We start from the raw sequence: 14,605 nt of genomic DNA, 5'->3' as shown, positions 1-14,605 counted from the left end.
GAGGGGTGGCATGAGCACGCGGTTCGACGCGATCATCATCGGGGCCGGCCAGGCCGGCCCGTCCCTGGCCGATCGCCTGACGAAGGCCGGCATGACCGTGGCGCTGGTCGAGCGCAACCTGTTCGGCGGCACCTGCGTAAACACCGGCTGCATCCCGACCAAAACGCTGGTCGCCAGCGCCCGCGTGGCGCATCTGGCCCGCCGGGCGGAGGAGTTCGGCGTGATGCTGGACGGCCCCGTCCGGGTCGACATGGCGCGCGTGAAGGCGCGCATGGACGCCGTCTCCGGCCGGTCGCGCGAGAATGTGGAAAAATGGCTGCGCGGGATGACGGGCTGCACCGTGTTGCAAGGACACGCGCGTTTCGAATCCCCGAACACGCTGCGCGTCGGCGACGAGGTGCTGACCGCCGAACGCATCTTCATCAACGTCGGCGGCCGGGCGGCCGTGCCGGACATGCCGGGCGTGCGGGACGTCCCCTTCCTGACCAACAGCACGATCCTCGACCTCGGCACGCTTCCCCGGCACCTCGTGGTGATCGGCGGCAGCTACATCGGGCTGGAATACGCGCAGATGTACCGCCGCTTCGGCAGCGCGGTGACCGTCGTGGAAAAGGGGCCGCGGCTGATCGGGCGGGAGGACCAGGACGTCTCCGACGCGGTGAAGGACATCCTGGAGAAGGAGGGTGTGCGGGTCCGCCTGGACGCCGAATGCATCCGCTTCGCGCCGCACCCGGACGGCGTCGCCGTCGGCGTGACCTGCGCGTCGGGGGAGGAGCCGGAGGTGGTCGCCTCCCACGTGCTGCTCGCGGTCGGGCGGCGGCCGAACACGGACGACCTCGGCCTCGACAAGGCGGGGGTGGAAACCGACGCGCGCGGCACCATCACCGTGGACGACCAGCTGCGCACCAGCGCGCCCGGAGTCTGGGCCATGGGCGACTGCAACGGCCGCGGCGCCTTCACCCACACCTCCTACAACGATTTCGAGATCGTCGCCGCCAACGTCCTCGATGATGACCCGCGTCGGGTCAGCGACCGCATCCCCGCCTACGGGTTGTTCATCGACCCGCCGCTCGGCCGCGTCGGCATGACCGACGACGCGGTGCGCAAGTCCGGACGCCGCGCGCTGGTCGGCATGCGCCCGATGACCCGCGTCGGCCGCGCCGTGGAGAAGGGCGAGGCGCAGGGCTTCATGAAGATCGTCGTGGACGCCGACAGCCGGGAAATCCTGGGGGCGGCCATCCTCGGTCCCGGCGGCGACGAGGCGATCCACTCCGTCGTCGACATGATGTACGCCAAGGCGCCCTACCCCACGCTCCAGCGCGCCGTGCACATCCACCCGACCGTGTCGGAGCTGATTCCGACCCTGCTCGGCGAGCTGAAGCCGCTCCGCTGACCCTGACGAACCGTCAGGATGCCGATACCTGAGTATAGTTCCGCCAACTCTCCCGCTCCTGCACTGTGGCTCTCGAAGAACACGCCGAACGACATGGACTTGAACGGTCTGAGAAGGCCGTACTTCCAAAGAGGAGGGACACATGAGCAAGATCACGACCAAGGACGGCACGCAGATCTTCTACAAGGACTGGGGCAGCGGCCAGCCGGTCGTCTTCTCTCACGGATGGCCGCTCAGTGCCGACGCGTGGGACGGGCAGATGATGTTCCTCGGCCAGCAGGGCTATCGGGTAATCGCCCACGACCGGCGCGGCCATGGCCGTTCGGACCAGACCTGGACCGGCAACAGCATGGACCAGTACGCCGACGACCTTGCCGAGCTTTTTGAAAAGCTCGACCTGAAGAACGCCGTGATGGTCGGCCATTCGACCGGCGGCGGCGAGGTCGCCCGCTACATCGGCCGGCACGGCACCGGCCGCGTGGCCAAGGCGATCCTGGCCGGCGCCGTGCCGCCCATCATGCTGAAGACCGCCGCCAACCCCGGCGGGTTGCCGAAGGAAGTCTTCGACGGCCTGCGCAAAAGCACCTACGACAACCGGGCCCAGTTCTTCATGGACCTGACCATGCCCTTCTACGGCTTCAATCGGGACGGCGCGAAGGTGTCCGAAGGAACGCGCCTGTCCTTCTGGCTCCAAGGCATGATGGCCGGGGTCAAGGGCGCCTACGACTGCATCGAGCAGTTCTCGGAGACGGACTTCACCGAGGACCTGAAGAAGATGACCATCCCGACGCTGTTCATCCACGGCGAGGACGACCAGATCGTGCCCATCGACGCGGCGGCCCGCCGCGCCGTCGAGATCGCGCCGAACGCCACGCTGAAGGTCTATCCCGGTGCGCCGCACGGCCTGCCGGTCACCCACCAGGACCAGTTCAACGCCGACCTGCTGGCCTTCATCAAGGGCTGAGCGAGTGGCCGTATGTCCCTCTCCCGTCCCGGGAGAGGGTGGCCGCAAAGCGGCCGGGTGAGGGTGCTTCCAAGAATCCGGCGTTGATCCTTGCCAGCACCCTCACCCTTCCCACGCTTCGCACGGGCCCCTTCCCTCTCCCCAGAGGGGAAAGGGGATTGCCCCGCACCCCCCTGCACCTCCGTCCACAGCGTCTAAACCTAAGTATGGATGTGGGGTTTGTTCAAATCGAATAAGCTTTTCATACAAGTTCAGTTCATTGCTCCAAAATAGCTCTCTTTTGTTCATTCGTTTCATTTCCGCGGGATAAGCGGATTTATCAATGCATGAGAAGGCGGAAATCTCCGGCGAACAACCACGGAGGGCGCCTTTTTCGAGGGGAGATTGGAGATGGACATGATGCGCAGCGAGTCATCGTCGCTTCACAGCAGGGATTTGGCCGCCGACGCGGCGGCTTCCTCCGCCATTCTCGCGCGGCACGGCGCCGGGACCGAGATCCGCCTGATGCCGCGGCAGCCGCGGGCCGTGGCGGAACTGCCCGGGGCGGACCGCGTCTCCGCGGTCGCGGAGCGGCTGCTGGAGGTCGCCAGCCATTCCCTGGAACGGGACCGCAAGTCGGTCGAGGAATGCCTGGCCCTGGCGCTGGCGCGCCTGCAAACCATTGTGGCCGAGCCGCCGGCCGCCGCGTTGGAAGCCCCCGCCGTTCCGGAAGAAAGCACGACGCCGGACCGTACGGCATCCGGAAATACGGTGGCTGGCGGCACCGGCCTCGCGGCTTGGCAGATCCGGCGCGTCACGCTCTACATCGACGCCCACCTCGCCTCGCCGGTCAAGAACAAGGACCTCGCCGCCGCGGCGAAGCTGAGCTGCGGCTATTTCTGCCAGGCCTTCAAGGACAGCTTCGGCCACCCGCCGCACGCCTACATCATGCGCCGGCGCGTCGCGCGGGCGAAGGAGATGCTGGAGGGGACGACCAAGCCGCTGTGCCAGATCGCGCTCGACTGCGGTTTCTCCGACCAATCGCATTTCTCGCGCATTTTCCGGCGCATCGCCGGCGAGAACCCGCGCATGTGGCGCCGCAAGCACCAGCTTGAACTCTAACCCGCGGGATCCACGTCCCTGGGCTGGACACTCGTCTGGAACGATGGAGCCGCCGAAGTCATGGATCGGATGAGCAACGACCCGTCATCCCGCAAGCCCCGGTCTCCTGATGGTGACCGCCTGGACAAGCTCTGCATCGACACCATCCGCACCCTGTCGATGGACGCGGTCCAGAAGGCGAATTCCGGCCACCCGGGCACGCCGATGGCGATGGCGCCGGTGGTCTACACGCTGGTGCAGCACGCGCTGCGCTACGACCCGGCCGACCCGGAATGGCCGAACCGCGACCGCTTCGTCCTGTCGGTCGGCCACGCGTCGATGCTGCTCTACTCCGCCCTTCACCTGATGGGCGTGGCGGGGATCGGGCCGGACGGCACAGCGCTGGGCAGCGCCGCGGTGACGCTGGACGACATCAAGCATTTCCGCCAGATGGGCAGCAAGTGCCCGGGCCATCCCGAATACCGCCTGACCGCGGGGGTGGAGACGACCACAGGGCCGCTCGGCCAGGGCTGCGGCAACAGCGTCGGCATGGCCATGGCATCCCGCTGGCTGGCCACGCGCTTCAACCGCCCGGACTTCCCGCTGTTCGATCACACCGTCTACACGCTGTGCGGCGACGGCGACATGATGGAGGGTGTGGCGAGCGAAGCCGCCTCGCTGGCCGGGCACCTGAAGCTGTCCAATCTCTGCTGGATCTACGACAGCAACCGCATCTCCATCGAGGGCGGCACCGACCTGGCCTTCACCGAGGACGTGGCGGCGCGCTTCCGCGCCTACGGCTGGACGGTGATGGACGTGGCCGACGCCAACGACACGGTCGCCCTGCTGGACGCGCTCGACCGCGTCGGCCGGTCCGGCGCCCCCACCCTGATCGTCGTGCACAGCCACATCGGCTTCGGCGCGCCCAACAAGCAGGACACCGCCGCGGCGCACGGCGAGCCGCTGGGCGCCGACGAGATCCGGCTCGCCAAGAAAAGCTACGGCTGGCCGGAGGACGCGCAGTTCCTCGTCCCGGACGGCGTCTACCAGCATTTCGCCGACGGCGTCGGCCGGCGCGGCCGTGCGCTGCGCGAGGACTGGTCCGCTCTGCTGGAGCGCTACGCCAAGGCCCACCCGGACCTCGCCGCCGAGCTGCAGCGCACGCTGAAGCGCGAGCCGCCGCCGGGCTGGGACGCCGACCTGCCGGACTTCCCGGCGGACGCGAAGGGGCTGGCGACGCGCGACTCCTCCGGCAAGGTGCTGAACGCCATCGCCGCGCGCTATCCGGAGCTGATCGGCGGGTCGGCCGACCTCGCCCCCTCCACCAAGACGCGGCTGACCTTCCAGGGCGCCGGCGACCTCGGACCCCATGAACCCGGCGGCCGCAACCTGCATTTCGGCGTGCGCGAGCACGCCATGGGCGCCGTCGTCAACGGCCTCGCCCTGTCGCACCTGCGCGCCTACGGGTCCGGCTTCCTGATCTTCAGCGACTACATGAAGCCGTCGCTGCGGCTGTCCGCGCTGATGGAGCTGCCGGCGATCTGGATCTTCACCCACGATTCCATCGGCGTGGGGGAGGACGGCCCGACCCACCAGCCGATTGAGCAGCTGGCCGGCCTGCGCTCCATCCCCGGCCTGACCGTGCTGCGCCCGGCCGACGCGCAGGAGGTGGTCGCCGCATGGCGCGTGATCATCGGCCTGAAGCACGACCCGGCCTGCCTCGTCCTGACGCGCCAGGCGGTGCCGACGCTCGACCGCAGCCGCTACGCCCCCGCCGCCGGGCTGGCCCGCGGTGCCTATGTGCTGGCCGACCCGCCCGACGGACGGACGCCGGAGGTGATCCTGGTCGGCACGGGCAGCGAGGTCTCGCTCTGCGTCGGCGCCTACGAGACGCTGACGCAGGACGGGATCCCCGCCCGCGTGGTCAGCATGCCCTCCTGGGAGCTGTTCGAGCGGCAGGACGAGGACTATCGCGAAAGCGTGCTGCCGCCCGCCGTCACCGCCCGCGTCTCGGTGGAGCAGGGATCGGTCATCGGCTGGGACCGCTACGTCGGCATGACCGGCGCCAAGATCGGCATGCACACCTTCGGCTCCTCCGCACCGCTGAAGGATTTGCTGACCCAGTTCGGATTCACCCAGGACGCCGTCGTCGCGGCGGCGCGGGAGCAGATCACCGCATCCAAGAAACGCCGCGGGTAGTCGCAATCCCCCCGGCAATCGACAGAAGGGAGCCGTGCGATGCAGCTTGGCGTGGTCGGGCTTGGACGGATGGGGGCGAACATCGCGCGCCGCCTCATCCGCGCCGGGCATCACATCGTGGTCCAGAGCCGGAACGAGGATTCCGTAAAGGCGGCCGTGGCGGACGGCGCCATCGGAAGCGCCGACCTGCGCGATCTGGTGGCGAAGCTGGAGCCGCCGCGCGCGGTCTGGGTCATGCTGCCCGCCGGCGCGGTCACCGAGGACACGGTGTGGCAGCTGGCCGAGCTGCTGTCGCCCGGCGACACCATCATCGACGGCGGCAACACCTTCTGGAAGGACGACATCCGCCGTGGCGCCGCCCTGAAGGAGAAGGGGCTGCATTACCTTGACGTCGGCACGTCCGGCGGCATCTGGGGGCTGGAGCGCGGCTACTGCCTGATGATCGGCGGCGACACGGAGGAAGTGAAGCGCCTCGACCCCATCTTCGCCGCCCTCGCCCCCGGCCGCGACGCCGCCCCGGCGACGCCGGGCCGCGAGGGGCGCGACCAGCGCGTGGAGAACGGCTACCTCCACGCCGGCCCCTGCGGCGCCGGCCATTTCGTGAAGATGATCCACAACGGCATCGAATACGGCCTGATGCAGGCCTACGCCGAGGGCTTCGACATCCTGAAGAACGCCAACTCCGCGTCCCTGCCGGAGGAGCATCGCTTCGACCTGCCGCTTCCCGACATCGCGGAGGTGTGGCGGCGCGGCAGCGTGGTCAGTTCCTGGCTGCTCGACCTCACCGCCACGGCGCTGGCCCGCAGCCCGACCCTGTCGGAGTTCCCCGGCGTGGTCGAGGATTCCGGCGAGGGCCGCTGGACGCTGATGGCCGCCATCGAGGAGGCGGTCCCGGCGGAGGTCCTGTCCGCCGCCCTGTACGCACGCTTCCGCTCCCGCCAGGACCACACCTTCGCGGAGAAGATGCTGTCGGCCATGCGCAAGGGCTTCGGCGGCCATGTCGAGCCTTCTCAACGCTGACGCGAAAGCCGAGCAGGACCGGCTGAAGCGGGCCGCCGCGGAAGCGGCCGTGACGTTGGTCGAGGACGGCATGGTCGTCGGCCTCGGCACCGGCTCCACGGCGGCCTTCGCGCTGGAGGCACTCGCCGCGCGGATAGCAAAGGGCTTGCGCGTCTCCGGTGTCCCGACGTCGGAGGCCACGGCAGCGCTGGCGCGGCGGCTCGGCGTCCCGCTGACCGACTTTGCCGCCCACCGGCGCCTCGACCTCGCGATCGATGGCGCCGACGAGGTGGAGCGCGGAACGCTGAACCTCATCAAGGGCCTGGGCGGCGCGCTGCTGTACGAGAAGATCGTCGCCGCGGCGAGCCGCCGCTTCGTCGTCATCGCCGACGCGACCAAGCTGGTCGACCGCCTCGGCGAGCGCGCCCCCCTGCCCGTCGAGATCGTGCCCTTCGGCCTGGAGCCGACGCTGGACCGCCTCGCCGACGCGGGGCTGGCCCCGTTGTTGCGGCGGATCGCCGGTTCGGGCGAACCCTTCCGCACCGACGGCGGTCACGCCATCGCCGACTGCCGCACCGGCCCCATCGCCAATCCGGCGGCGCTCGACCGGCAACTCCGCGCCATGGTCGGCGTCGTCGACAGCGGCCTGTTCATCGGCATGGCCGCCGAGGCCTTCGTCGGGACGGCGCAGGGCGTCCAGTGCCTCACTCCTCAGTAAAAGCGGCTGAAATGGCGAGGAAAAGCCCCTCTCCCTTGAGGGGGTGAAGCTGAAGGAGGCCGAAGGCGTCCGCAGGCTTCACCCCCTCAAGGGAGAGGGGCTTTCTCGTCCTTACCCCGCGATCACGTCGTCGCGGATGCAGGAGACGACGTGGCCCGGCGCGATCTCGCGCGGGATGCGGGCGGCGGGCTCGGCGCAGGCGGGCAGGGCGAAGGGGCAGCGGGTGCGGAAGACGCAGCCTGTGGGCGGGTTCATCGGGCTCGGCACGTCGCCTTCCAGCAGCATGCGCTGCTTGGGCGCGTCGGGATCGGGCTCCGGTGCCGCCGACAGCAGGGCGCGGGTGTAGGGGTGGCGGGGGCGGTCGTAGAGGCTGTCGCTCGGCGCCAGCTCCATCAGGCGGCCGAGATACATCACCGCGACGCGGTCGCTGATGTAGCGCACGACGGCGAGGTCGTGGGCGATGAACAGCACCGCCAGCCCCAGCTCGCGCTGGAGGTCGCCCAGCAGGTTGACCACCTGCGCCTGCACCGACACGTCGAGCGCCGAGACGGGCTCATCCGCGACGATGAAGTCCGGCTCCACCGCGAGCGCGCGGGCGATGCCGATGCGCTGGCGCTGGCCGCCGGAGAACTCGTGCGGGAAGCGGTCCATGGCGTCGGCGGTCAGCCCGACCTTTTGGAGCAGCGCGGCGATGCGGTCGCGGCGGTCGGCCTTGGTGCCGATGTTGTGGATGGTCAGCGCCTCCCCGATCACGTCGCGGACGCGCTGGCGCGGGTCGAGGCTGGCGTAGGGATCCTGGAAAACGATCTGCATGCGCCGGCGCAGCGCCCGCATCTTCGCCGGGGGCAGGCCGGTGACCTCCTCCCCGTCGAAGCGGATGGAGCCCGAGGTCGGCTCGATCAGCCGCAGGATGCTGCGCCCGGCCGTGGTCTTGCCGGATCCGGATTCGCCGACCAGCCCCAGCACTTCGCCCCGGTTCAGGTCGAAGGACAGGTCGTCCACCGCCTTCACCCAGCCGACGGGGCGTTGCAGAAGGCCGCCGCGGATGGGGAATTTCTTTTCCAAACCGCGGACTTGAAGAAGGGGTTGAGTCGTCACGGCAGGTCCCTCCAGCGGCGGCAGCGGGCGGAATGGTCAGGACCGACCGGCTCCAGGACCGGCTCGGCGGTGGTGCAGGCGGGTTCGGCCCAGGGGCAGCGCGGGGCGAAGGTGCAGCCCTTGGGGCGGTTCACCGGGCTTGGCACGTTGCCGGGGATGGCCTCCAGCCGGGCGGCCTCGCCGCGGCTCTGCCCCAGGTTCGGCATGCAGGCGAGCAGCCCGCGCGTGTAGGGATGGCGCGGGTTCTTGAACAGGGAGCGGACGTCCCCTTCCTCCACCACGCGGCCGGAATACATGACGACGACCCGGTGCGCGATCTCCGCCACCACGCCCAGGTTGTGCGTGATGAACAGGATGGAGGTGCCCGTCTCCGCCTGGAGGCGGCGCATCAGGTCGAGGATCTGCGCCTGGATGGTCACGTCCAGCGCGGTCGTCGGCTCGTCGGCGATCAGCAGCGTGGGGCGGCAGGCCAGCGCCATGGCGATCATCACGCGCTGGCGCATGCCGCCGGACATCTGGTGCGGGAACTCGTCCAGCCGCCGCTCCGCCGCCGGGATGCCGACCTTCTTCAGCAGGGCGAGCGCTTCCGCCCGCGCCGCCTTGCGGTCCATCCCCTGGTGGTAGCGCAGCGCCTCCCCGATCTGGTCGCCCACGCTGTAGACGGGGTTCAGGGAGGTCATCGGCTCCTGGAAGATCATGCCGATCTCGTTGCCGCGGACGCTCCGCATCTCCTTCTCCGACAGGCGGGCGAGGTCGCGCACCCGGCCGTCGCGGCCGCGGAACAGGATCTCGCCGCCGGCGATGCGGCCGGGCGGAGTCGGGATCAGCCGCATCACCGACAGGCTGGTGACCGACTTGCCGCTGCCGGACTCGCCCACGACGGCGAGAGTCTCGTTCCGGCGCACCTTGAACGAGACGCCGTCCACCGCCTTCGACACGCCGGGGTCGGCGGCGAAGTGGGTTTCCAGGTTGCGGATGTCCAGCGTGATGTCCGCGTCCATCGCCGGTTCCTCCAGGGGGTTAGCGGGTGCAGCCGCGGGCGGCGACCGGCCATTCGCCGATCACTTCGCCGTTCCGGCTGACCGCCATGCGGTCGTGCAGGTTGCTGACGACGCAGACGTGGTTGGGCAGGATGCGCAGCCGCTCGCCGATGGCGGGCTTTTTGGCGCAAGATGAGAGGTCGACCACCGCGTGCTCCTCGTTCACGCGGGTGATGACCGCGTCGGGGTAGTCAAGGATCAGGCCGAAGCCCTCGCCGACGGACGGCGCGACGCGGTCGCTGGACAGCGTCTTCGATCCGGCGTCGAGCACGGCGCGGTCCTCGGTCGGGCGGCTGACCACGGTGGCGATGACGTGCACCGCGCATTCGTCCAGCGTCGCCACCCCGGCGCCGACCGTGGCGCGGTCGTGGTAGATGTAGGTGCCGACGCGCAGCTCCGTCACGCCGGGCAACTCGTGCGTGTCCCAGCAGCCGGGCGTGCCGCCGACCGAGACGGTCTGCAGCGGGATGCCGGCCTCGTCCAGAAGCTTGCGGGTGTCGGCCACGAAGGGCACGGTGCGGGGGCCGCGCGGGTAGGTCATCAGGCCGCGGAAGGCGGTCAGCCCGTTGCCGTTGGCGCGGCGGGCCAGCGTCAGCGCGTCCTCCGGCGTCTGCACGCCGCAGCGGCCGTCGCCGCTGTCGAACTCCACGAGGATGCCGATCTCGACGCCGGCCTGTTGGGCCGCGGCGGCGACCGTGTCGAGCGCCACCGGGTTGTCGATGGCGACGGTGAGCTTCGTCTTGCCGGCCAGTTCCGCCAGCGGGGCGACCTTGGCGGCGCCGACGATGGGGTAGCTGAGCAGGATGTCCGGGCAGCCGGCCTCCGCCATGACCAGCGCCTCGCCGATCTTCTGGCAGGTGATGCCGACGGCGCCCAGCTCCATCTGGCGCTGGGTGAACTGGGGCAGCTTGTGGGTCTTGATGTGCGGGCGAAGCGCAAGGCCGTGCTTGTCGCAGTAGGCCTGCATCTTGGCCAAGTTGTGCTCGACCCGGTCGAGATCGATGACGGGAACGGGGGTGTCGAGATCGTCGACGCGCATGGATCGGCTCCGTGACAAGAGAGCAGTAGGAGCCCTTCTCCCCTTGGGGGAGAAGGGGTGGGATGAGGGGTCGTTACGCCCGGTAGGGCGGAAATGAACCTGCGTTCGGCAATTGCCGATGTTTCACCCTCACCCCAACCCCTCTCCCCTCAAGGGAGAGGGGCTTTTGACTTACTTCGTCGGCAGAACCGCGATGCAGTCGATCTCCACCTGGATGTTGTTCAGCTGGCAGCCGATGGTGGTGCGGGCCGGCGGCTCGGCGGGGAAGAACTCCGAATAGATGGCGTTGTATTCCTGGAAGCGCGCGAGGTCGCTGAGGTAGCTGTTCACCTTCACCACGTGGGCAAGATCAGTGCCGGCGGCCTTCAGGATGATCTCCAGGTTGCGCAGCGTCTGGCGCACCTCGCCGGCGAAGTCGGCCGGCTTCTCGCCGGTTTCCGGATGGTGCGGCCCCTGGCCGGACACATAGACGAAGCCGTTCGCGACGATGGCGTGGCTGTACTGGCCGGCGGGCTTCGCGCCCTTTTCGGCGAAGATCGGCGTCCGGTTGGTCATGATTCCTCTCAAGCGTCTTTATAGTAAGTGTGATGATCAGGCGCGCGCCAGCGTCCGGCCGGGACGCGCGCCGGTGTGTTCGCCGTCGCGCAGCACGAAGCGGCCGGCGACGAGCACGTCGGTGATGCCGTGGGGCAACCGCGTCGGATCCCTGAAGGTCGCGCGGTCGCTCGCGTCGGCGGTGAACAGGGTCAGGTCGGCCACCATGCCCGGCCGCACCAGCCCGCGGTCGGTCAGGCCGAAGCGCTGCGCCGGGACGGCGGTCATGTGGCGGACGGTGTCCTCCAGCCCCAACCCGCCCTCGCCGCGCAGCGCGCGGGCGAGATAGCGGGGGAAGGCGCCGAAGGCGCGGGGGTGGGGCTTGCCGGTCTCGCGCGGCAACCCGTCGGAGCCCAGCATGTGCAGCGGGTGGGACAGCGCGACGTCCAGGTCGTCCTCCGACAGTTGGAACATCACGATGTTGGTCCGGCCGCGGTCGGCGGCGATCAGCCAGGATAGGGTTTCGAAAGGCGTTTCGCGGCGGGTCCCCGCGATTTCCGCCAGGGACAGGCCCTCCAGCGCGCGGAAGGACTCCTCCCCCACGCCGCCGATGCGGACGTTCTCCCAGCCGATCAGGCGGATCTTGGACTCCCAGCCGGCGTCGGCGGGGGCCTCGCCCTCCTCCACGGCGCGGCGCAGCGCGGCCAAGCCGTCCGGGTCGGCCATGCGGGCGAGCAGCGCCTCCACGCCGCCGGCGAGCGCCGACGGGGGCAGCAGTTGCAGGATGGTGCTGGACCCGGCGGGGTAGGGGTACATGTCGAAGCTGACGTCCACCCCGTCCTTGCGCGCGATCTCCAGCCGCTCCACGGCGCGCGGCAGGCTGCCCCAATAGGGGCGCCCGGCCGCCTGGAGGTGGGAGAGCAGGCCGCTCGCCCCGCCGGCCTTCAGCAGGTCCAGGAACTCGTCGACCGAGGCGATCAGCCCACCCTCGTAGGAACGGACGTGGGCTGTCAGCAGCGCGCCATGCTCCGCCACCACCTCGGCCAGCCGCACCAGCTCCGCCGTGTCGGCCCAGGCGCTGGGCGGGTAGACGAGGCCGAGCGACAGGCCGTGCGCGCCCTGGCGGAACTGCTCCGCCAGCAGGGCGGCCATGGCCTCGCGCTCCTCGGGCGTGGCGGCGCGGTTCTGCCAGCCCATGACGGCCAGCCGCAGCGCCGCGTGCCCGACCAGCGAGACGAGGTTGATGGCGATGCCGCGCCCGTCCAGCGACGCGCGGTAGGCGGCGAAGTCGGCGAAGCTCTCCTCCGGGCGGACGGTGCCCAGCAGGTTGCCGAAATGCTCCCGCAAGCCGTCGGCGCTGGCCGGGGTCTGCGGGTAGAGCCCGAAGGAGCAGTTGCCGACCACCACCGTGGTCACGCCCTGGGCCACTTTCTCCGGCCGGCCGGGCTGGCGCAGGTAGATCAGGTCGTCGTGGGCGTGGGCGTCGATGAAGCCGGGGGCGAGGTAACGGCCAGCGGCGTCCACCACCTCGGCACCATTGGCGTCCAGCTTCGGAGCGACGGCGGCGATGCGCTCGCCCTCGATCAGCACGTCGCCGGGGAACCAGGGGGCGCCGGTGCCGTCGAGGATGCGGGCGTTCCGGATCAGGATGGACATCACGTCACCTTCTGGAGGCGCGGGTCGAGCGCGTCGCGCAGGCCGTCGCCGACGATCTGGAGCGACAGCACGGTCAGCACGATGGCGAAGCCGGGAAACAGGATCAGCCAGTCGGCCTGCTGGAAATACTGCTGGGCGCCGGCGATCATGTTGCCCCAGGTGGGGGTGGTCGGCGGCACGCCGACGCCGAGGAAGGACAGCGCCGCCTCCGTCAGGATCGCGTAGGCGAAGATGAAGGTGGCCTGCACCAGGATCGGCGAGACGAGGTTCGGCAGGATGTGCAGGAAGACGATGCGCGGGCTGGTGGCGCCCAGCGCGGTCGCCGCCTCCACATAGGGCATCTCGCGCACCACCAGCGCCGCGGCGCGCACCACGCGGGCGACGCGCGGCGTGTAGACGATGCCCAGCGCCAGCACGACGTTGTAGAGCGACGGCCCCAGCGCCGCCATGAAGGCGATGGCCAGCAGGATGTCCGGGAAGGCCATCAGCGCGTCGGTCACCCGCATCAGCGGCCCGTCGAGCCGCCGCACATAGCCGGCGGCGAGGCCCATCAGCGTGCCGAGCACGGTGGCGACCACCACGACCAGCAGGCCGACCAGAAGCGACAGCTGCGCTCCCAGCATGATGCGGGACAGCACGTCGCGCCCGAACTCGTCGGTACCGAACCAGTGGGCGGCGGACGGCGGCTTCAGCCGGCCCAGGATGTCCATCTTCATGGGGTTGAAGGGCGCGATCCAGGGCGCCAGCACCGCCACCGCCAGGATGGCGATCAGCAGGACGAAGGCGACCACCACCAGCGGCCGGCGGAACAGGCGGCGCATCAGCAGCGCGAAGGGCGACCGGCTGCGCGGCTTCGGCCCGGCGGCTTGGACGACCGTGGAGGGCTGTTCGGCGGGAAGGCTTGCCATGGCGACGGCCCCCTTCTCAGTAGCGGACCCGCGGATCGACCACGGCGTAGAGCAGGTCGACCGACAGGTTGATGAGGACGTAGATGGCGGACACGACCAGCAGCGCGCCCTGGATCACCGGGTAATCGCGGCGCAGCACGGCCGAGACGATCAGATTGCCGACGCCGGGCAGGCCGAACACCGTCTCCGTCACGATGGCGCCGGCGATCATCACCGCGGCGGTCAGGCCGATGACCGTCAGGATCGGGATCATGGCGTTGCGCAGCGCGTGCTTCAGCACCACGACCATCGGGGGCAGGCCCTTGGCCCGCGCCGTGCGCACATAGTCGTCGCCGAGCACGTCCAGCATGCTGGTCCGGGTGAAGCGCAGGATCAGCGCGGAATTGGGGATGCCCAGCGCGATGGCCGGCAGGACGAGGTGGCGCAGCCGCTCCCCGAAGCTGGCGTCGGGCGCGCCGTAGCCGGCGACCGGGAACCAGGTGAGGTCCACCGCCAGATACTTGATGAGCGTCAGGCCGATCCAGAAGCTGGGCACGCTGGCCGCCAGCATGGCGATGCCGAGTGCGGTCTGGTCGATCCAGCGGCCGCGCTTGGCCGCGGACAGGATGCCCACCGGCACGCCGATCAGCACCGCGATCCCGACGGACATCAGCGTCAAGAGGCCGGTCAGCTCCGACCGCTCGGCCAGGGCCTGCACCACCGGGCGGTTCAGGAAGATGGAATCGCCGAGGTCGAAGCGCGCGATCTGCCCCAGGTAGAGGATGAACTGGGCCAGCAGCGGCTGGTCGAGCCCGAGGCGGGAGCGCAGCGCGGCGATGTCCTCCGGCGTGGCGGAGGAGCCCAGCATGACGGCGGCGGGGTCGCCCGGAACGACGCGGGCGATCACGAAGACCACCGCCGCGACGATGAGCATGACGACCATCATGCCGGCAAGCCGGCGCACGATGTACACGAACATGGGTGCTGTCCCGGATGAG

General features: G+C 69.9%; 13 protein-coding genes. 6 read left to right on the top strand and 7 right to left on the bottom strand.

From position 1 onward, the window contains the following. Positions 1-10 precede the first annotated feature (10 nt). From J2851_RS31050 to rpiA, 6 genes are all read left to right on the top strand, one after another. Positions 11-1,393 (top strand): FAD-containing oxidoreductase, encoded by a 1,383-nt coding sequence (locus tag J2851_RS31050; protein WP_209771608.1) that lies wholly within the window; start codon positions 11-13, stop codon positions 1,391-1,393. Between the two features lie 142 nt (positions 1,394-1,535). After that, positions 1,536-2,357 (top strand): alpha/beta fold hydrolase, encoded by an 822-nt coding sequence (locus J2851_RS31045; protein ID WP_209771605.1) that lies wholly within the window; start codon positions 1,536-1,538, stop codon positions 2,355-2,357. Between the two features lie 396 nt (positions 2,358-2,753). Continuing rightward, positions 2,754-3,458: a helix-turn-helix domain-containing protein gene (locus J2851_RS31040; protein ID WP_246501057.1), complete on the top strand. Its 705-nt coding sequence runs from the start codon at positions 2,754-2,756 to the stop codon at positions 3,456-3,458. Positions 3,459-3,518: 60 nt separating this feature from the next. After that, positions 3,519-5,636: a transketolase gene (gene tkt, locus J2851_RS31035; RefSeq protein ID WP_417281606.1), complete on the top strand. Its 2,118-nt coding sequence runs from the start codon at positions 3,519-3,521 to the stop codon at positions 5,634-5,636. A 39-nt stretch (positions 5,637-5,675) separates the two neighbouring features. After that, positions 5,676-6,656, top strand: coding sequence for a phosphogluconate dehydrogenase (NAD(+)-dependent, decarboxylating) (gnd, locus tag J2851_RS31030; protein WP_209771602.1), 981 nt, complete (start codon positions 5,676-5,678; stop codon positions 6,654-6,656). Then, positions 6,634-7,353, top strand: coding sequence for a ribose-5-phosphate isomerase RpiA (gene rpiA, locus J2851_RS31025; protein WP_209771599.1), 720 nt, complete (start codon positions 6,634-6,636; stop codon positions 7,351-7,353). Before gnd ends, rpiA begins: the two co-directional genes overlap by 23 nt. Before the next feature lie 111 nt (positions 7,354-7,464). Here rpiA and J2851_RS31020 read toward each other — a convergent pair whose 3' ends face one another. The 7 genes from J2851_RS31020 to J2851_RS30990 form a co-directional block, all read right to left on the bottom strand. Then, positions 7,465-8,451 (bottom strand): ABC transporter ATP-binding protein, encoded by a 987-nt coding sequence (locus J2851_RS31020; protein ID WP_209771596.1) that lies wholly within the window; start codon positions 8,449-8,451, stop codon positions 7,465-7,467. After that, positions 8,448-9,452, bottom strand: coding sequence for an ABC transporter ATP-binding protein (locus tag J2851_RS31015; protein WP_209771593.1), 1,005 nt, complete (start codon positions 9,450-9,452; stop codon positions 8,448-8,450). Before J2851_RS31015 ends, J2851_RS31020 begins: the two co-directional genes overlap by 4 nt. 19 nt (positions 9,453-9,471) lie before the next feature. Beyond that, the gene (locus J2851_RS31010; protein ID WP_209771591.1) at positions 9,472-10,530 is read right to left on the bottom strand and encodes a D-TA family PLP-dependent enzyme; all 1,059 of its coding nucleotides are present in this window, start codon (positions 10,528-10,530) and stop codon (positions 9,472-9,474) included. 171 nt (positions 10,531-10,701) lie between these two features. After that, a complete protein-coding gene (locus J2851_RS31005; protein WP_209771588.1) occupies positions 10,702-11,085 on the bottom strand; it encodes a RidA family protein in 384 nt (127 codons plus the stop codon). A gap of 36 nt (positions 11,086-11,121) precedes the next feature. Next, entirely contained in the window at positions 11,122-12,720 is a 1,599-nt protein-coding gene (locus J2851_RS31000) for an N-acyl-D-amino-acid deacylase family protein (RefSeq protein WP_209771585.1), read from the bottom strand. Then, complete coding sequence (locus J2851_RS30995; RefSeq protein ID WP_209771582.1) at positions 12,720-13,628, bottom strand: ABC transporter permease; 909 nt, start codon at positions 13,626-13,628, stop codon at positions 12,720-12,722. Before J2851_RS30995 ends, J2851_RS31000 begins: the two co-directional genes overlap by 1 nt. A gap of 16 nt (positions 13,629-13,644) precedes the next feature. Continuing rightward, entirely contained in the window at positions 13,645-14,586 is a 942-nt protein-coding gene (locus J2851_RS30990) for an ABC transporter permease (RefSeq protein WP_209771579.1), read from the bottom strand. Between the last annotated feature and the right edge of the window lie 19 nt (positions 14,587-14,605).

Origin of the sequence: Azospirillum rugosum (assembly GCF_017876155.1) — a bacterium.
Taxonomy (GTDB): domain Bacteria; phylum Pseudomonadota; class Alphaproteobacteria; order Azospirillales; family Azospirillaceae; genus Azospirillum; species Azospirillum rugosum.
Note: the sequence above shows the minus strand (reverse complement) of the source record. Positions and strands in the feature narration are given on the sequence as shown.

What these genes read in the sequence shown, in the direction of transcription:
- J2851_RS31050 (WP_209771608.1), top strand. Translation starts at nt 11, where the DNA reads ATGAGCACGCGGTTCGACGCGATCATCATCGGGGCCGGCCAGGCCGGC.
- J2851_RS31045 (WP_209771605.1), top strand. Translation starts at nt 1,536, where the DNA reads ATGAGCAAGATCACGACCAAGGACGGCACGCAGATCTTCTACAAGGAC.
- J2851_RS31040 (WP_246501057.1), top strand. Translation starts at nt 2,754, where the DNA reads ATGATGCGCAGCGAGTCATCGTCGCTTCACAGCAGGGATTTGGCCGCC.
- tkt (WP_417281606.1), top strand. Translation starts at nt 3,519, where the DNA reads ATGGATCGGATGAGCAACGACCCGTCATCCCGCAAGCCCCGGTCTCCT.
- gnd (WP_209771602.1), top strand. Translation starts at nt 5,676, where the DNA reads ATGCAGCTTGGCGTGGTCGGGCTTGGACGGATGGGGGCGAACATCGCG.
- rpiA (WP_209771599.1), top strand. Translation starts at nt 6,634, where the DNA reads ATGTCGAGCCTTCTCAACGCTGACGCGAAAGCCGAGCAGGACCGGCTG.
- J2851_RS31015 (WP_209771593.1), bottom strand. Translation starts at nt 9,452, where the DNA reads ATGGACGCGGACATCACGCTGGACATCCGCAACCTGGAAACCCACTTC.
- J2851_RS31010 (WP_209771591.1), bottom strand. Translation starts at nt 10,530, where the DNA reads ATGCGCGTCGACGATCTCGACACCCCCGTTCCCGTCATCGATCTCGAC.
- J2851_RS31005 (WP_209771588.1), bottom strand. Translation starts at nt 11,085, where the DNA reads ATGACCAACCGGACGCCGATCTTCGCCGAAAAGGGCGCGAAGCCCGCC.
- J2851_RS31000 (WP_209771585.1), bottom strand. Translation starts at nt 12,720, where the DNA reads ATGTCCATCCTGATCCGGAACGCCCGCATCCTCGACGGCACCGGCGCC.
- J2851_RS30995 (WP_209771582.1), bottom strand. Translation starts at nt 13,628, where the DNA reads ATGGCAAGCCTTCCCGCCGAACAGCCCTCCACGGTCGTCCAAGCCGCC.
- J2851_RS30990 (WP_209771579.1), bottom strand. Translation starts at nt 14,586, where the DNA reads ATGTTCGTGTACATCGTGCGCCGGCTTGCCGGCATGATGGTCGTCATG.